Origin of the sequence: Micromonospora sp. II (assembly GCF_001709195.1) — a bacterium.
Lineage (GTDB): Bacteria > Actinomycetota > Actinomycetes > Mycobacteriales > Micromonosporaceae > Micromonospora > Micromonospora chalcea.
In genome coordinates this window covers 117,635-134,858 of sequence record NZ_LYXF01000024.1, presented here as the reverse complement: position 1 = coordinate 134,858, position 17,224 = coordinate 117,635, and the positions used below count along the sequence as shown (strand labels likewise).

At 71.6% G+C, this 17,224-nt stretch carries 18 protein-coding genes; 3 read left to right on the top strand and 15 right to left on the bottom strand.

Annotated elements, in window-relative coordinates:
• Positions 1–126: 126 nt before the first annotated feature.
• On the top strand, positions 127–726 hold the full coding sequence (locus tag A8711_RS12580; RefSeq protein ID WP_069088298.1) for a TetR/AcrR family transcriptional regulator: 600 nt from the start codon (positions 127–129) through the stop codon (positions 724–726).
• Between the two features lie 109 nt (positions 727–835).
• Here A8711_RS12580 and A8711_RS12575 read toward each other — a convergent pair whose 3' ends face one another.
• The 8 genes from A8711_RS12575 to A8711_RS12540 form a co-directional block, all read right to left on the bottom strand.
• On the bottom strand, positions 836–1,420 hold the full coding sequence (locus A8711_RS12575; protein ID WP_043322868.1) for a hypothetical protein: 585 nt from the start codon (positions 1,418–1,420) through the stop codon (positions 836–838).
• Positions 1,421–1,514: 94 nt separating this feature from the next.
• The gene (locus A8711_RS12570) at positions 1,515–2,582 is read right to left on the bottom strand and encodes a lytic polysaccharide monooxygenase (protein ID WP_043322864.1); all 1,068 of its coding nucleotides are present in this window, start codon (positions 2,580–2,582) and stop codon (positions 1,515–1,517) included.
• Positions 2,583–2,764: 182 nt separating this feature from the next.
• Entirely contained in the window at positions 2,765–3,457 is a 693-nt protein-coding gene (gene urtE, locus A8711_RS12565) for an urea ABC transporter ATP-binding subunit UrtE (protein ID WP_069088657.1), read from the bottom strand.
• The gene (gene urtD / locus A8711_RS12560) at positions 3,457–4,233 is read right to left on the bottom strand and encodes an urea ABC transporter ATP-binding protein UrtD (protein WP_083296996.1); all 777 of its coding nucleotides are present in this window, start codon (positions 4,231–4,233) and stop codon (positions 3,457–3,459) included. Before urtD ends, urtE begins: the two co-directional genes overlap by 1 nt.
• Positions 4,230–5,360, bottom strand: a complete 1,131-nt coding sequence (urtC, locus tag A8711_RS12555) for an urea ABC transporter permease subunit UrtC (protein ID WP_069088297.1) — start codon at positions 5,358–5,360, stop codon at positions 4,230–4,232. Before urtC ends, urtD begins: the two co-directional genes overlap by 4 nt.
• Positions 5,357–6,244, bottom strand: coding sequence for an urea ABC transporter permease subunit UrtB (urtB, locus tag A8711_RS12550; RefSeq protein WP_069088296.1), 888 nt, complete (start codon positions 6,242–6,244; stop codon positions 5,357–5,359). The genes urtC and urtB overlap by 4 nt, the downstream gene beginning before the upstream one ends.
• A 65-nt stretch (positions 6,245–6,309) precedes the next feature.
• On the bottom strand, positions 6,310–7,554 hold the full coding sequence (gene urtA / locus A8711_RS12545; RefSeq protein WP_069088295.1) for an urea ABC transporter substrate-binding protein: 1,245 nt from the start codon (positions 7,552–7,554) through the stop codon (positions 6,310–6,312).
• Between the two features lie 404 nt (positions 7,555–7,958).
• A complete protein-coding gene (locus A8711_RS12540; RefSeq protein WP_043322855.1) occupies positions 7,959–9,041 on the bottom strand; it encodes a substrate-binding domain-containing protein in 1,083 nt (360 codons plus the stop codon).
• A gap of 96 nt (positions 9,042–9,137) precedes the next feature.
• Here A8711_RS12540 and A8711_RS12535 point away from each other — a divergent pair, with 96 nt between their 5' ends.
• Complete coding sequence (locus tag A8711_RS12535; protein WP_069088294.1) at positions 9,138–9,614, top strand: MarR family winged helix-turn-helix transcriptional regulator; 477 nt, start codon at positions 9,138–9,140, stop codon at positions 9,612–9,614.
• Here A8711_RS12535 and A8711_RS12530 read toward each other — a convergent pair.
• From A8711_RS12530 to A8711_RS12505, 6 genes are read right to left on the bottom strand one after another with little or no spacing between them, the layout of a single operon-like run.
• On the bottom strand, positions 9,601–10,338 hold the full coding sequence (locus tag A8711_RS12530; protein WP_069088293.1) for an urease accessory protein UreD: 738 nt from the start codon (positions 10,336–10,338) through the stop codon (positions 9,601–9,603). The two genes, A8711_RS12535 and A8711_RS12530, sit on opposite strands and share 14 nt — an antisense overlap.
• Entirely contained in the window at positions 10,338–11,096 is a 759-nt protein-coding gene (ureG, locus tag A8711_RS12525; protein ID WP_197494839.1) for an urease accessory protein UreG, read from the bottom strand. The genes A8711_RS12530 and ureG overlap by 1 nt, the downstream gene beginning before the upstream one ends.
• Positions 11,086–11,775 (bottom strand): urease accessory protein UreF, encoded by a 690-nt coding sequence (locus tag A8711_RS12520; protein WP_064445442.1) that lies wholly within the window; start codon positions 11,773–11,775, stop codon positions 11,086–11,088. Before A8711_RS12520 ends, ureG begins: the two co-directional genes overlap by 11 nt.
• Positions 11,775–13,478: an urease subunit alpha gene (locus A8711_RS12515; protein ID WP_043322842.1), complete on the bottom strand. Its 1,704-nt coding sequence runs from the start codon at positions 13,476–13,478 to the stop codon at positions 11,775–11,777. The genes A8711_RS12520 and A8711_RS12515 overlap by 1 nt, the downstream gene beginning before the upstream one ends.
• Complete coding sequence (locus A8711_RS12510; RefSeq protein ID WP_069088292.1) at positions 13,475–13,855, bottom strand: urease subunit beta; 381 nt, start codon at positions 13,853–13,855, stop codon at positions 13,475–13,477. The genes A8711_RS12515 and A8711_RS12510 overlap by 4 nt, the downstream gene beginning before the upstream one ends.
• Positions 13,852–14,154 carry an urease subunit gamma gene (locus A8711_RS12505; protein WP_043322840.1) on the bottom strand — a complete coding sequence of 101 codons (303 nt, stop codon included), beginning with the start codon at positions 14,152–14,154 and terminating at the stop codon, positions 13,852–13,854. Before A8711_RS12505 ends, A8711_RS12510 begins: the two co-directional genes overlap by 4 nt.
• Before the next feature lie 755 nt (positions 14,155–14,909).
• On the opposite strand from A8711_RS12505, the gene A8711_RS12500 reads away from it, so the two are divergent.
• On the top strand, positions 14,910–16,547 hold the full coding sequence (locus A8711_RS12500) for a hypothetical protein (protein ID WP_043322839.1): 1,638 nt from the start codon (positions 14,910–14,912) through the stop codon (positions 16,545–16,547).
• Positions 16,548–16,629: 82 nt separating this feature from the next.
• Here A8711_RS12500 and A8711_RS12495 read toward each other — a convergent pair whose 3' ends face one another.
• Positions 16,630–17,016: a hypothetical protein gene (locus A8711_RS12495; protein WP_124778765.1), complete on the bottom strand. Its 387-nt coding sequence runs from the start codon at positions 17,014–17,016 to the stop codon at positions 16,630–16,632.
• Between the last annotated feature and the right edge of the window lie 208 nt (positions 17,017–17,224).

Below are 17,224 nucleotides of genomic sequence, written 5' to 3'. Positions count from 1 at the left end.
CCGCCTCCAGAGTGTCGAGCGCTGCGTCGACTGTCACACGGATACCCATGCTTGACAATATCTGGCCGCGCGTAAATTTGGTGGGCATGCAAGGCGTATTTGTCCAGTCGATAGACTCGGCGCACCATGGTCGACCCTCCGCCTTATCGCCACACCGCGCGCCGCCACCTGCGCGACGCGGTCCTCAAGGCCGGCCGCGACCTGGCGATCGACCGCGGCTGGGACGCGGTACGAATGGCCGACGTGGCGGCCCGCGTGGGCGTGAGCAGGCAGACGCTCTACAACGAGTTCACCAACAAGGCCGGACTCGGCGAAGCCATCGCACACCGCGAGATCGACCGGTTCACGGACGGCGTACGGGAGGCGTTGTCCGCACACGGCGGCGACGTACGGGCCGCCGTCCATGCCGCGGTCACGTTCGTGTTGACGCAGGCCGGCACCGACCCGCTGGTCAAAACCGTCCTCAACAGCGCCCGAGGCACCGACGCCCTGCTCCCCTACCTGACCACCCGCGCCGACCTGGCCCTGGCCGCCGCCGTCACGGTGCTGAGAGAGTGGGCGGGCACGCACCTGCCCCGGGTGCCGGCCGATGACGTCACCGTCGGCGCCGAATCCCTCGCGCGACTGGTCGTCAGCCACATCGTGCTGCCGACCGCGCCCGTCGACGCCACCGCCGACACCCTCGCCGATCTGGCACAACGCTTCCTGGACCCACCACGGGCGTGAACCGGCGCAACAGCTGCCACAGACGGCGGAAGGAGAGCATCCCCGCCGGTGACGATCTGCTGCCGGCCAGGCCGCTTGCCCGCCGGCGGGTGTCGGCCGTCCGGCGTGGTCAGAGGCCGGCGGCGGCGTCGTACCGGCGCCGCAGGTCGGCCATCTCCGATGCGGGCAACGCCTCCCTGAGCGCCAGTTCCTCGTACTTGTCGGGGAACATCTCCCGTAGCCGGTCGACGAACCTGACGTCGGCGGTCGCCTCGACCACCTGAATGCCGGGAGGTTGGGTGGTCATGTCCATGATCACCGGGCCGACGAGCTTGACCGCCCCGTCCCAGTGGCGCTTCTGTTCGGCGACGCCGCAGAGGTGGAAGCCGTAGACCGTCTCGACGTCGGCCAGTGTGGCGGCCCCTGTGGGCTCGTAACCGTAGACATGGACTCCGCAGACGATCGCCGGCGGCGCCTGCTCTCCGGCCGGCGCCTGTGGGGCGGTGTGCCCGGCGTGCTGATGATCTTTCGGGTCCGCCTGCTCGAGGGTCGTACGCATCCGGGTCAGGATCTCCTGGCGGAGAACTGCCGGGTCCGTCCTCGGGGTGGTCGAGGTGAACAGGGCGGCCACACCGAGCGACGCGGCAAGCAGGCACACCTCGATCCACACGAAGACGCTTCGGTACCAGCCGCCGACGCCTACCCGGGAAATCATTGTCGTTCCTCACCTCGTCGCGGTTCCTGATGCTGGCGCAGGGCCCTGCCGGCGGTGGGGTGGCGCGTGCCGCGCCACCCCACCGCAGACGCTGTTACCGGGCGGTGCAGGTGAGGGTGGGTGCGGAGTTGGTGCCGTTCCAGGAGGCGTTGAAGCCGAAGCTGGTGCTGGCGTTGGCGCTCAGGGAACCGTTGTAGGCGACGTTCGACGCGGAGACCGACGAGCCGCTGGAGGTGACCGTCGCGTTCCAGGCGTTGGTGATGCTCTGGCCGTTGGGCCAGGTCCACGCCACCGTCCATCCGGAGATGGCGGCGTTGCCGGCCTGGACGGTGACATCGGCGCCGAAGCCACCGGACCACTCGCTGGTCTTGCGGTAGGTGGCGGTGCAGGCGCCGTTGCCGGCCGGCGGCGGCGTGGTGGGCGGCGCCGTGGTGGGCGGCGGGGTGGTGGGCGGCGCCGTGGTCGGCGGCGGGGTCGTCGGCGGCGGGTTGTTGCCGCCGCCGAAGATCACGTCACTGCAGAGGTAGTACGGCTGGTCGAGGTGGGACGCCTGCCAGATGGTGTAGACGACGTGCCGCCCGGTGCGGTTGCCCGCGTTCACCTGCGCCTCGTAGAGCCCGGTGGTCGGGTAGCTGCCGGTGCGCAGCACCAGTTCGAGGCTGTTCCAGGTGAGGGGCTGGGTGGTCGGGTCGAAACCCTGCTTGGTGATGTAGATCAACATGTAGTCGGCACCGTGCTTGGCGCCGTCGGTCAGCGTCAGCGTGAAGTTGTTCGGCATCGACTTCGCGGTCCACGCGCCGACCGCGTCGAGCGAGGCGTACAGGCCGTTCTGGGTGCGACCACCGCTGCACAGCTGCCCGTCCGGCACGGCGGCCTGGTGGTTGCCGCCGACGTTCTCGCGGTACAGGCCGTTCCAGTTCCACATGGTGTTCGGGTTGGCCTGCCACGCCTGCCAGCACATCGGGTCGGTCTGGGCCATCGTGGGGTTGAGGTGGTCGGAACCCCAGCGCTCGTAACATCCGTAGTTGCGTGACGGCGGGTTGGTGACCGATCCGTGCGCCGAGGCCGGACCGGCCTGGTTGACCACGACCATCGTGAACGAGGCGACGAGAACTGCGGCCGCGGCCAGTCCCAGACGGCGTGCTGTCCGTGAGATTTTCATGATGCTCCAGTGGATGCGCCGACGCCCAGTGGCCCTCGCTGGGTGCCCACCCCGGAGAAGGTGACGCCGATCGATTCAAGCCGCCCACCAGGTGGACGGCACTGCTGCCCAGCAGCGCTTGGCGACTCCCAGCCACGATCTTAGTAAAGACCGCCGTCAATGTAAATCGGACCCGCCCCGGATCAGACCGCGAGAGCCGCCCGTACCTCCCGCTCCGCCGTCACTCCCCCGTCGCCGTGCGAGGTGACCCGGCCGGATTCGAGGACGTGATAGCGGTTCGCCACCCGCAGCGCGAACCCGAGATGCTGCTCGACGAGCAGCACGCTGAAGCCGGACTGCCGGGTCAGCTCGACGATCCGCTCCTGGATCTCGGCGACCACCGACGGCTGGATGCCCTCGGTCGGCTCGTCGAGCATGAGCAGCCGGGGCCGGGTGATCAACGCGCGGGCGATGGCGAGTTGCTGACGCTGGCCGCCGGAGAGGAGCCCGGCCCGCCGCCGCAGCAGCGGACGCAGCGCCGGGAACAGGTCCAGCGCCTCCGCCGTCGCCACCGCGCCGTCGCGCCGGGCGTCGGCGACGAGGCGCAGGTTCTCCGCCGCCGTCAGGTGCGGGAAGCACTGCTGGCCCTGCGGGACGTACGCCATGCCACGCGCCACCCGCTCGTGCGGCGCGAGACGGGTGACGTCCTCGCCGTCCATCTCGACGGTGCCGGCGGTCGGGCGCAGCAGGCCCGCCGCGACCCGCAGCAGGGTGCTCTTGCCGGCGCCGTTGTGCCCGAGCACCGCGGCCACCCCGTCGGGCGGGACGGCGAGGTCCACGCCGTGCAGCACCCGGGAACGCCCGTATCCGGCGTGCACCCCACGCAGGGTCAGCATCATGCCTCCAGACCGCTGGGGACCGACCCGGCGTCGACCGGGTGGCCGAGGTAGACCTCCTGCACGCGCGGGTCCGCCTGGACCTGCGCCACGGTGCCCTCGCTGAGCACCCTCCCCGCGTGCAGCACGGTGACGCTGCGCGCGAAGCGACGCAGGAAGTCCATGTCGTGCTCGATCACCACCACCGTGCGATCCCGGCTCACCGTCTCCAGCAGGACGCCCGTGGCGTCGCGCTCCTCGTGGCTCATCCCGGCGACCGGCTCGTCGAGCAGCAGCAGCCGCGCGTCCTGCACCAGCAGCATGCCGATCTCCAGCCACTGCTTCTGGCCGTGCGCGAGCGTGCCGGCGAGCTGGTCGGCCCGGCCGGCCAGCCCGATGGTCTCCAGCGCGGCGGCCACCTCGTCGGGGATCCCCCGACGGCGCCGGGCCAGGGTGGCCCAGCTCCGGCGGGCGCCCGCGGCGATGTCGAGGTTCTGCACTACCGACAGCTCCTCGAAGACCGTCGACGTCTGGAACGTCCGGCCGACACCGAGCCGGCTGATCCGGTGCACCGGGCGACCCAGCAGCTCCTGGTCGCCGAAGCGCACCGAGCCGGTGGCCCGCACCAGACCGGTGATCGCGTCGACAAGGGTGGTCTTGCCGGCGCCGTTCGGCCCGATCAGGAACCGGATGTCACCGGCGGGCACCTCCAGCGAGACGCCGTCGACGGCGGTGAAGCCGTCGAAGCTGACCCGCACGTCACGGACGGACAGCCCGTCCAGCCGGTCGTCGCTCACGGGCGCACCTCCGCCCGCTCGGCGCGGCGGCGGGCCAGCGCCCACAGCGACGCCAGGCCGCCGGGAAGGAACGCCACGACCACCACGAAGAGCAGACCCTGCAGGTACGTCCAGGTGCCCGGGAAACGTTCGGAGAGGGCGGTACGCGCCCAGGCCACCGCCACCGCGCCGAGCACCGGCCCGAGCAGCGTGGCCCGGCCGCCCACCGCCACACCGATGACGAACTCGATCGACGGGACGATGCCGATGAGGGCGGGCGAGATGATGCCCACCGCCGGCACGAACAGCGCGCCGGCGAGGCCCGCCATACCCGCCGCCACCACGTAGGCGACGAGCTTGACCGACGCCGGGTCGTAGCCGAGGAAGCGGACCCGCTCCTCGCTGTCCCGCACCGCCACCAGCAGTTCCCCGTAGCGGCTGTGGACGATCTGGCGGGCCAGCGCGAGCAGCGCGAGCAGGACGCCGGCGATGATGAAGTAGACCATCCGCTGGTTGACCGGGTCGTCCAGGTCGTAACCGAAGAAGCCCTGGATGTCGGTGAGCCCGTTGGTGCCGCCGGTGGTCCCCTGCTGGCCGATCAACAGGATCACCATGGCGGCGGCGAGCGCCTGGCTGAGGATGGCGAAGTACGCGCCCCGCACCCGGCGGCGGAACACCAGTGAGCCGAGCCCGAACGCGACGGCCATCGGCAGCAGAACCGTGGCCGGCAGCGCGAACCACGGGCTGGCGAACGGCCGCCACCAGACCGGTAGTTCGTCGAGCTGCCCGTACAGCTGCATGAAGTCGGGCATCCCACCGGGACCCGCGTCGGCGAGCTTGAGGTGCATGGCCATCGCGTAGCCGCCCAGGCCGAAGAAGACGCCCTGGCCGAGGGTGAGCATGCCGCCGCGCCCCCAGGCGATGCCGATGCCGACGGCCACCATGGCGACGCAGAGGTACTTGGCGAGCAGGGCCAGCCGGAAGTCCGACAGCGCCAGCGGCGCGACGGCGAACAGCAGCGCCGCGCCGAACGCGAACCCCGCCGCCGCGCGCAGCCGGGACCGGCCACCGGACCGGCTCCCAGGCGCGACGTCGGCCGGGGCCGGTGCGCCGGCGGTGCTCGGCGGCGCGGGTGTCACGGCGGTCATGCGAGGCTCCTGGTCCGCAGGGTGAACAGGCCCTGTGGCCGCCACTGAAGGAACGCGACGATCGCCACGAAGACGATCACCTTGGCGACGCTGAGGGTCGTGAGGTACTCCCCGGTGGCCTGGAGGACCCCGAGGGCGAAGGCGACGATCACGCTGCCCTTGAGCTGGCCGATCCCGCCGACCACGACGACCAGGAAGGCGTCGATGATCAGGTTGGTGCCCATGGTCGGGCCGATCGGGCCGAGAAGGGTGAGCGCCACCCCGGCGAGCCCGGCCAGGCCCGAGCCGAGGAAGAAGGTCGTCCGGTCGACCCGCGCGGTGGGGATGCCGGACACCGCGGCGAGGTCGCGGTTCTGCACGACCGCGCGGATCCGGCGTCCAAGCGGGGTGAACCGCAGCGCCAGCGTGAGGGCGGCGACGACGGCCAGGGCCAGGGCCAGGATGAACAGCCGGTTGTTGGCGACCGTCAGCCCGCCGGGCACCGCCACGTTGCCGGTGAGCAGATCCGGCGCGCGGGTCTGCACGTTCGGACTGCCGAAGATGTCCCGCGCGAGCTGTTGCAGCATCAGGGACACGCCCCAGGTGACCAGCAGGGTGTCCAGCGGACGGGCGTAGAGCCGGCGGATCAGCAGGATCTCCAGCAGCACCCCCATCGTGCCGGCGACCACGAACGCCACCGGCAGCGCGACCAGCAGCGACAGGCCGGCGCCGGTGATGCTCTGTTGCAGCACGTACGTGGTGTACGCGCCGGCCATGATGAACTCGCCGTGCGCCATGTTGATGACGTTCATCTGGCCGAAGGTCAGCGCCAGCCCGAGCGCGATGAGCAGCAGCACCGCGCCGATGCTGATGCCGGTGAAGAGTTGACCGAAGAGGACTGTCACGGTGGGTACTCCCGTACTGCTGGTCGAAACCCCGGGCGGGGCCACCCCGCCCGGGGCCGGCGTCGTCAGCTCAGGCCGCTCGCCCACGGATAGGTCTTCAGGTACGGGTCCGGCGCGATCGGCTTGCCGGAGTTCCACACCTCGGTGATCAGGCCGTCCGCGCCGACCTTGCCGATGCGGGCGGTCTTGGCGATGTGCTGGGTCTTGCCGTCGACGGTGACCAGGCCCTCCGGCGCCTCGAAGGTGATGCCGTCGGAGGCGCCACGGACCTTCTCGACGTCGAACGCGCCGGCCTTCTCGACCATCGCCTTCCACAGGTAGACGCTGACGTAGGCGGCCTCCATCGGGTCGCTCGTCGGCTTGTCCGCGCCGTACTTCGCCTTGTACGCGGCCACGAACTTGCCGTTCGCCGCGCCGGGCGTGGTCTGGTAGTAGTTCCAGGCGGTCAGCTGACCCTCCAGGTACTGGGTGCCGATGCTCTTGACCTCCTCCTCGGCGATGGACACCGACACCACAGGCATCGCGGCGGCGGTCAGCCCGGCCGACTTGTACTCCTTGAAGAACGCCACGTTGCTGTCGCCGTTGAGGGTGTTGAAGACCGCCTTCGCGCCGGACGACCTGACCTTGTTGACGATCGTGCCGAATTCGGTGGACCCGAGCGGCGCGTAATCCTCACCGACCACAGTCATGCCGTTCGCCGCCGCGTACGCCTTGATGATTTTGTTCGCCGTTCGCGGGAAGACGTAGTCGCTGCCGACCAGGTAGACCGATTTCGTTCCCTGGGCCTTGAGGTAGTCGAGCCCGGGGACGATCTGCTGGTTTGTCGTCGCGCCCGTGTAGAAGATGTAGGGCGACTGTTCCAGGCCCTCGTACTGCACCGGGTAGAACAGCAGCGCCTTGTTCTTCTCGAACACCGGCTTGACCGCCTTGCGGCTGGCCGACGTCCAGCACCCGAAAACGGCCGCGACCCGGTCCTCGGAGATCAGCTTCTCGGCCTTCTCCGCGAAGGTGGGCCAGTCCGAGGCGCCGTCCTCCCCGATCGGCTGGATCTTCTTGCCGAGGACGCCGCCGGCCGCGTTGATCTCCTCGACGGCGAGCATGATGGAGTCGCGGACGGTGACCTCGCTGATCGCCATGGTGCCGGAGAGCGAGTTGAGCAGGCCCACCTTGACGGTGTCGCCGGAGACGTCGGCGGTGACGCCGGCCGCGCCGCCCTCGTCACTGGTCTTGCTGCCGCACGCGGTCACGGCGACCGCGGCGACGAGGGTCATGGCCCCCGCCAGGATGCGGCGGCCCCAAAGAAGTGCCATCTAATCTCCCTGCGGTGCGCTCAAGTAGCGAAAGGACGGTCGGTGCGGTCCGGTGGAGTTGGCGATGCCGGGGTCGACGGGTGGACGTCGCCTGTGGTCATCGCATCGGCTATGGGCACGCAAAGCGTTGACCGGCATGATTGCGCGGACGTTTCCCGGTCCTTAATTGACTGTTTCCCGGAAACCCGGAGAGAACGCACGCCGCAACGGCTGACACCGCCCTGTGCGAGGCGGTGCCAGCCGTGATGAATTCGGTGAGGAATTGCGCCACCACAATGGTCGGCGGACAGATTCCGCCGACGGTGGACAGACATTCGCGGTATCCACCCCTGGGGTAGATACTTCACGCAGGAAGTATCTTAGGACCGGGCCGGGTGGACGTGTCAAGGGCCGGTACCGGGCGGTCAGAGCTGGGCGAGCACTGTGAAGTCGAGACCGTCTGCCTCGGCGAGGTAGATCCGCTGGCGCACGTGCCGTCGACGCAGCTGCAGCCGGCCGCGCGGCCCGTGGTACGCCACCGTGTCGGCAGCCGTCTCGATCGCCCGTACGTCCAGGGTGCGGGCCTGCCCGATCAGCGCGGCGAGCAGCATCACGCCCTCGTAGCAGGACTCCCCCAGGCTGCCCAGCGGCGGCGCCTCCACCCCGAACCGGCGGGCGAACTCGCCGTGGAAGTCGAGGTTCTCCGGCGTCACGAGGCCGGCGAAGAAGCCCGCCGTGCTGTAGAGCCGCCGCGTCGCGCCCGCCCCGCTGGCCAGCAGCATGTTCTCGTCCATCAGGGTGCTCAGCCGCAGGCAGCGCTGGTCCATCGCGGCACGCGCGAACGCCCGGTTGAACCGCACCGCGTCCGCGCCGACGAGCAGCATCACCACCGCGTCGGCCTCGCTGCGCTCGATCCGGCGCAACACGTCGTCGAAGTCGTGTGTCTCCAACGGCAGGAACGCCTGCCCCACCACGCGACCACCGCCGCGCAGCGCGTACCGCTGGGCCGCCCGCGCGGTGCGCCGGGGCCACACGTAGTCGTTGCCGACCACGAACCAGCGGCGCGCGCCCTGCTCCCCCGCGAGCAGCCGCATCGCGGGCCACAGCTGGGCGTCCGGCGTCTCGCTGGTCAGATAGACCCCTTCGGTACGCTCACCGCCCTCGTACAGGGCGGTGTAGACGTACGGCACGCGGTGCGCGACCCGGGGCGCGAGCGCCTGCCGCACCGAGGAGATGTGCCAGCCGGTCACGCCCTGCACGGCGCCCACCGACACCAGCGCCTCCACCTGGGCGGCCACCTCGGCCGGCGGCGCGCCACCGTCGACCGGCACCAGCCGCACCTCGCGGCCCAGCACCCCGCCACCGGCGTTGATCTCCTCGACCGCGAGCTGGGCGCAGAGTTCGCAGGTCGGGCCGAACATTCCCGCCGGCCCGCGCATCGGGTACACCAGCGCGATGCTGACCACGGCCCGATCGACTGTGAGCCACGGCGGGGCCGGCGCGGACATGAGCCCATGATTGCCCGGCCGACGTGGGAAAACCATAGCTCTCCATGGAGCGGGACGAGTCGCTACCATGGCAGGGCCACCGGCCCAGGGAGTTTCATGTCAGACGTGCCCGGGGCGCCAGCCGATCTGCTGCGCTCGCTCACCCGCGCCGAACGGCTGCTCTCCCGCCGGTTGGCCGCCGTGCTGGCCGACGACGACCTGACCACCGAGGCGTGGCGGGTGCTCTGCCTGCTCGCCGACGGGCAGGGCCATCCGATGAGCGAAGTGTCCGCCGAGGCGTCGTTGCCGCCGGGGACCCTCACCAAGCTGGTCGACCAGCTCGTCGACCGGAACCTGGTGTTCCGGCGGATCGACCCGCTGGACCGGCGACGCATCCGGGCCCACCTGACCGCCCGAGGCCGCCGCGAGCACGCCCGCCTCGACGAGCGGGTCCGCACCAGCCTCGCCGAGGCGGGCGTACCGGCCGACACTCCCCTGCTCGACCACCTCGCCGACCTGATCGCCCGGCTCGACCCGGCGGCTCGGCGCGATGACGCTGAGACGGCCGGCGTTCGCCTCACTACACCTCGGTGAGCAGCGGATCGCCTTCGAGGTGGGCGCGCAGCGTGTGCGCGTCGGCAGCGGTGGCGGTCCACAGTGTCGCCGGACCGCCCGCCAGGGGCAGCCGGGCGACGGTGCCCTCGACCGTCGCGGGCTCGTGGGGAAGCGACGGGTCCACCACCAGCAGTGACCCGGTGGCCGGCGCGCCGCCGAGCACCGCGGGGCCGGCCCAGCCGGGCGCGCCCGGTCCCACGGCAAGCGACTGGCGCAGCAACGGACGGCCGTCGTAGTCGACCCGGGTGTGCACGACCGCGCTGCCCGGCGCCTCGCCGTACCGGCCGCAGATCACCTCGTCGCGCCAGGTCAGCCTCGCCCCGGCGGCCACCTCGACCCGGGACTCGGCGAGGTGGGCGCAGCCGGCCGCGGCGACCAGTTGCTCGGGCAGCCAGTGCAGCGCACCGCCGTCGTGCACCACGGCACGCACCACCATCCGCGACACGACGCCGGGCCGGCCGGGCAGGGCGACCGAGGCGGCGACGGTGTGCAGCCGCACCGCCGCCCCCGGTCCCACGTCGATCTCCAGCCGCAGGTCGTCGCCGGCGAGCGGGCCGGCCGCCCCGCCGACCACGTACACCATCACGGCCCGACCGCGCCCGGGCGTCTGCCGCAGCAGCAGCGGTGTCTCACCGCGCAACTCGGCGAGGACCGTGCCGCCCAGGCCGTCGGCCCGGGCCACCAGCCGGGCGTACGCGCGCATCAGGCCGGGCCGCCCCGCGCGGCGACCGGGTGCAGAGCCGCGTGGTGGGCCAGTTCGTGGCGGATCCAGTCGGCGACCCGCCCCGCCGCCGGGTCGCCGACGATCGACAGGAACACGGTCGGCAGGTCGCCGCGCCGGGCCCGCGCGTCCCGGTCCATGACGGCCAGGTCCGCGCCCACCATGGGGGCCAGGTCGGTCTTGTTGATCACGAGCAGGTCGGCGGACGTCACCCCGGGTCCGCCCTTGCGCGGCACCTTGTCCCCACCAGCCACGTCGACCACGAATATCTGCCGGTCCACCAGCCCTCGGCTGAACGTGGCGGTCAGGTTGTCCCCGCCGCTCTCGACCAGCACCAGATCCAGCGGGCCGACCGCCTCGGCCAGCTCGTCCACGGCGTCGAGGTTGGCCCCGATGTCGTCCCGGATGGCGGTGTGCGGGCAGCAACCGGTCTCCACGGCGCGGATCCGGGCCGGGTCCAGCACACCGGCCCGCTTGAGGAAGTCGGCGTCCTCGGTCGTGTAGATGTCGTTTGTGACCACGCCGAGTCGCAGCTCCCCGGCGAACGCCCGGCACAGGGCCGCCACCAGGGCGGTCTTGCCGGACCCGACCGGCCCGCCGATGCCGACGCGCAGCGCCCGGCCGGCTTGGGCCAGCGGCGGATGCGGGTCCACCCCCGGCTCGGGGTGGGTGTGCGGAACGGTCTCGTCGTGCGGGGCAGGATTCCGGTCGGCCTCGGGCGCAACGGTGTCAGGACGCAAAGAGACGCACCTCCCAGGTGGCATGAGCTTCGGCATGGATGTCGGCAAGCGGGGCGGCCGCCGCGGGCAGCCGCTCGGGTGGGTCGTCGGCGGCCCGGGCCGCCGCCGCGGCGATGCCGTCACACCGGCCGGCGAGACCCACAAGCAGGGCCTGGACCCGGTACGGGTCGAGGCCGAGCAGGCGTACGGCAGCGCTGGCCGCACCGGTCACCGTCCCGTGGACGGCGACCGTGGCGGTCTCGGCGCGGCTCAGGCCCGCGGCGGCGCAGAGCAGCCCGAGCACCAGCGGCTGGTGTGCTCCGCCGGGTGTGGCGGGCAGGTCGTCGAAGGACGCCTCCGGCCAGATGGCCCGGCCCGCGCGCAGCAGGGCCCGTCCCTGGCGGCGGGACACCGTACGCAGCGCCGGCGCCGCCGTCCGGGCGTCCAGCTCCGCGTCGAGCAACGCCAGCGTGGACCCGCGTACGGCGGAACCCGACGTCACCGCCCGGTGCGCCGCCGCTGCGAACGCCGCACCGACCAGCCCGGCGGTGGCCAGCCGACCGGCCAGGAACGCCTCCAACGTGGCCAGGTCGGTGACCCGGCCGGCGGCGACGGCCGCCTCCAGGCCGCCGGAGTGGGCGTGCGCGCCGGCCGGGAAGCGACCGTCGGCCAGCAGCAGGAACAGGCTCGACGTCGTCATCAGAACAGGAAGTACCGCTGGGCCATCGGCAGGCGTGTCACCGGGTCCGGCTCCACCACCTGACCGTCGATCCGCACGGTGAACGTGTCCGGGTCCACCTCGATCCGGGGCATCGCGTCGTTCTCCGGCAGGTCGGCCTTGCCCCGCGAGCGCACGTCCGCGACGGGCACCACCCGCCGCCGCACGTCCAGGCGCAGCCCGGCGTCGAGGGCGGCCGGCGCGACGAACGCCAGGCTGGTCGCAGCCGCCGCGGCGCCGTACGCCCCGAACATCGGGCGCGGCAGCACCGGCTGCGGCGTCGGGATGGACGCGTTGGCGTCACCCATCTGGGCGTACGCGATCATGCCGCCCTTGAGCACCAGGTGCGGTCGTACGCCGAAGAACGCCGGATCCCACAGCACCAGGTCGGCCAGCTTGCCCGGCTCGACCGAGCCGATCTCCCGGTCCAGCCCGTTCGCCATCGCCGCGCAGATGGTGTACTTCGCCACGTACCGGCGGGCCCGGTGGTTGTCGGCAGCGCCGTCGCCGGGTAGCGCGCCGACCCGCTCCTTCATGACGTGCGCGCTCTGCCAGGTTCGCAGGATCACCTCGCCCACCCGGCCCATCGCCTGCGAGTCGGAGCCGATGATGGAGATCGCGCCGAGGTCGTGCAGCAGGTCCTCGGCGGCCATGGTGGACGGCCGGATGCGGCTCTCGGCGAAGGCCAGGTCCTCCGGCACGGACGGGTTGAGATGGTGGCAGACCATCAGCATGTCCAGGTGCTCGGCCAGGGTGTTGGCGGTGTACGGCCGGGTCGGGTTGGTCGACGACGGCAGCACGTTCGGCTCGCCGGCCACTGTGATGATGTCCGGCGCGTGCCCGCCTCCCGCACCCTCGGTGTGGTACGAGTGGATGGCCCGGCCGGCGATCGCCCGCAGCGTGTCGGCCACGAAACCGGCCTCGTTGAGGGTGTCGGTGTGAATGGAGACCTGCACCCCGGAGGCGTCCGCCACCCGCAGGCAGGCGTCGATCGCCGCCGGTGTGGTGCCCCAGTCCTCGTGCAGCTTGAAACCGCCCGCGCCGGCGCGCAGCTGCTCCCACAGCGCCTCCGGTGAGACGGTGTTGCCCTTGCCGAGCAGCAGCACGTTGACCGGCAGCGTGTCCAGCGCCTCGTGCATGCGGGCCAGGTGCCAGGCGTTCGGGGTGACAGTGGTGGCCCGGGTGCCCTCGGCGGGGCCGGTGCCGCCGCCGACGAGTGTGGTGATGCCGCCGGCGAGCGCCTCGGTGACGATCTCCGGGCAGATGAAGTGCACGTGCGTGTCGACGGCGCCAGCCGTGAGGATCCGGCCGTTCCCGGCGATGACCTCGGTGGCCGGGCCGATGACCAGCTCGGGGTGGACGCCGGGCATGGTGTCCGGGTTGCCGGCCCGGCCCAGCGCCACGATCCGCCCGTCGCGCAGACCCACGTCGGCCTTGACCACCCCCCAGTGGTCGAGCACCACCGCGCCGGTGATGACGGTGTCGAGGGCGCCCTCGGCACGGGTCGCCCGCGACTGGCCCATCGACTCGCGGATCACCTTCCCGCCGCCGAAGACCGCCTCGTCGCCGCCTGCGCAGTGGTCGGTCTCCACCTCGATCAGGAGGCTCGTGTCGGCCAGCCGGATGCGGTCGCCGGTGGTCGGCCCGTACAAATCGATGTAGCGGTCCCGCCGCACGGCGGTCACCGCGCCGGCCCGTCGGTCGTCGGCGCCCCGCTCGTCGGCGCGTCTGTTCCCGGCGCGGCCGGTGGCGCTTCGTCCAGCGGCCCGGCGCACTCGCCGCGCAGGCCGGGCACGACGCGTGCGCCGCCGAGCGGAACCAGCTCGACGGTGCGGCTCACGCCCGGCTCGAACCGGACCGAGGTGCCCGCCGCAACGGCGAGACGCTGACCCCAGGCGAGCGCCCGGTCGAACATCAGGGCCGGGTTGGCCTCGGCGAAGTGGTAGTGCGAGCCGACCTGCACCGGACGGTCGGCCGTGTTGACCACGACCAGAGTGGTCACCGGCCGGCCCACGTTGATCTCGACCGGGCCGGCCGCCGGCAGGATCTCCCCGGGGATCACGGGATCGGGTGGTGCACCGTCACGAGCTTGGTACCGTCCGGGAACGTCGCCTCCACCTGCACCTCCCTCAGCAGCTCGGGGATGCCGTCCTGGACGTCCTCGCGGCCGAGCACGCTCCGGCCGGCCGACATGAGGTCGACCACCGACCGTCCGTCGCGGGCCCCTTCGAGAAGGAAAGCGGTGATGATCGCGACGGCTTCGGGATAGTTGAGTCGCAGGCCGCGCTCGCGGCGGCGGCGAGCGACGTCGGCCGCGACGTGGACGAGCAGGCGGTCCTGCTCGTGCGGGCTGAGGAACACGGGATTCTCCGGTGGGGTCGGCGTGGCCCGCTCGCCGTCGGCTCCGCGTGGAGCCGCGCCGGGCAGGACCACCCGGAGTACGAGCTGGAGTCACACGACCGCCGCGACGCCGCCTACGGGTGGCCCGGGACTCCACCATCCCGGCCCGCTCGACGGGCACCCGGCGGTGTCGGTCGGATGCGGACCGCACCGCCCACCGCTTGAGCAGACCGTAGAGGATCGCCACCGGCGGGGGCAACAGTGTGCTCGGTGTGAGGGATCGAGCCCTGCCGGTGTCCGGGTCGGATGGCACGCCAGGGACGCCCGCAGTACCCCATTCGCGAGCTGACGCGGGCGCACGTCGGGGAAGCCGTCGTCGGGTATTCCTGCAACTGTGGTGCGAAGACGAGGAGATCCGACGGCAGGCGGTGCTCGAACGCGCTGCCGCGATGCGTCGCCGAACTCCGTCCCTACGTCGAGGACGCAGGTGCAGCCGCCGCAGCCGGCGGCGTCGATGTCGGACAGGTTGCCGGAGGGTGAGGGCCCGCCCGGTGGTGGGTAGCCGGCGCAGTGCGCGGATGTCGATTCGCTGACAAGGGTCCGAACCCGCTCCCAGAAGGGCAGCCGGCGGCGCCAGCAACGCGGCCTTCGCGGTCCGGCCATCCCGGCAGGCGCGGCGGTGCTGTTCCTATCGGGTACGGCCTTGCGGGATACGCCGTCGTTTGGGTGTGGTGTGCGGAAATCTCCATGCAGAGGGCAACGGCAAGGGAGGCAGCGTGCTGGTCGCGGACCGCAGACTGGTGGGCCTGCTGCTGCTGACCGCGGTGTCTCCGACGGTCGAGGCCGTCGTCTTGGTCTCGCTGGGTTTCGTCGCGGCGCGGGGCCTCGCGCCGCAGGCGGCGGCGGTGTGGCCGTACGACACCTACCACGACCTGCGGTGGCTGTATGTCTATCACGACTCGTGGCCGTCATTCGTGTTCTGGCTCAGTTTGCTGGTGGTGGCCCGAGGGCTCTTTCACACGCTGCTGGTGATGTTGGCATGGCCGGCTGAGGTGCCTCGGCCACCGGCGCGGTGGCTGTTGAAACGGAATGTCGGGCTCGCCGCGTTGGTGGCGGTCTTCGTCGCCCCGTGGGCCTTGATCTCGGTGGCCGCGTCGGTGGTGGCGCTGTCCTGGGTCCTGCTGGCCTCCCTGGTGCCGTTGTTCCTGCTGGCGCCATTCCTGCAACGGGCGGCTGTGGTAGGGCCGTGGTGGCGAGGCCTGCCGTCGATCTCGCTGGTGGGATGGTCGATGCTCAACTTCGTGGTGCTGACCGTGGCCGGCGCGTTGTGCTGGAGTCTGCCGGGCTGGTGGTCGGTGCCGGTGGCCGCCGTGGCCGGGGTGGTCAACGGGCTGCTGTGGAACCGGACGGTCCGTACCGCGCTGATCAATCCGTCGACACGGTGGGTGAGGGTGCCGGCGACTCCCGTCGCGGCGGTTCTCGCCCTTGCGGTGCCGTTGCTCATCCCGCCGATGGTGGATGCCGTGCCGGACAAGAGCCTGCGGGCTGAGGCGGTGGTCCTCGACCACCCGCTGCCGCCCGACGTGCCGCAGGCAGTCATCGTCCTCGCAGGTTACGGGTCGTCGTACGGGGGCGAGCAACCTCTCGACAATCGTGTCGAGAGGTTCTCCTACCGGGGGTTGAGCCGGGACGGCACACCCCTGCCCTACCGGCCGCACGACACCACGATCTCGGTGGCGGACAGCGTGGGACTCCTCGACGCACAGGTGCGACGACTACACCAGCGCACCGGCCGGCCGATCGCCCTGATCGGGGAAAGCGAAGGCGCGATCGTCGCCCGAACCTACCTTCAGCAGCGAGCGCACCCCGCCGTCGACACGCTGGCCATGTTCAGTCCTCTGATCAACGCGGGTCGCGCCTACTACCCGCCCCCGCGCGAGAACCACGGCTGGGGCGTGGCGACGGGATCGCAGCTTCGGATCGTGTTCGGCGTGATGCGCCTGTTCGGTGGCCCACATGCCGGGCCCGACGAACCGTTCATCCGCTCCCTGGTCGACGACGCGCCGTTCTACCGTAACCAACTCATGTGTCCGGTGCCCGGGATCCGGATGGTCGCCTTCATTCCCACCACCACGGCCGCAGAGGCGCCACCCGGCGACTACAGCGGGATCCCCGTCTTCCAGATGCCCGGCGTACACGGGGGTCTTCTCAACCGCAGCCTGGTCGAAGACCGGCTCCTGACCTTCCTCTCCGGCGAACCGATCCAGCAGGAACGCGAGGAGTACCCACTCCTGCAACGTCTCGGCGCCGCCTGGCAGGCCCCGCCCCTGCCCATCGCGGCCAACCCGGCCTGGTCCGCGTTCCGGCAACCCGATCCCGCCTTCACGGGGAAGGTGTGTCAGCCAACCGACTGATCCGTCCTCGTTGGTCGCCGGCCCACCGCGGAGCCGGCCACTCGCTTGCGTAGGTGTGCGGGTAACCGTCGCCCGGACGCTCTCAAGCGACAGCGCGAGATCGATTGATGATCAGTAAGCGGGCGGCAGCCAGTGCCAGTCCGAGCACCAGCACCGTGCGGATCGGGTGATAGGTGAGGAAGAACAGGTGGAGCCCGACGAAGATCACCACCGCGGCCAGAGCCAGGGACGTCGACCAACGGCGGCGGAGCGGTCCGAGGGCTCCGGCCAGCGCCGTGAACACCCCGACGGCCAGATGCAGCCAAGCCCAGCCGGTGAGGTCGTGCTCGTGCACGGCACCGTCAGCAACCGAGACGTAGCGGGCGCCGCTCAGGTCGGCCGCACCAGCTACCGCGTCGAAGATCCCGGCCAGGCCCAGCAGGACAGCCGCCAGCCGCAGGCCCCTGTCGCTTGCGTTCCCGTCGGCCACCACACCCTCCGTAGGAACTCGCCCCTGCTGGCGGAGCGTCGATGTGGCGGGCAGACACCCATTCGGGCCCCTTGCTGCGCCTGCCCCGCCCTCCGATCTTTGCCGAAACGAGCCGATCCCAGACACCGAAGCGGGAGCGTCACCGCTGCGGGTGACCTCCGGCGGGCCGAGAACGGTCGGTGCGTGACCACATGCACCGGCCGTGCAG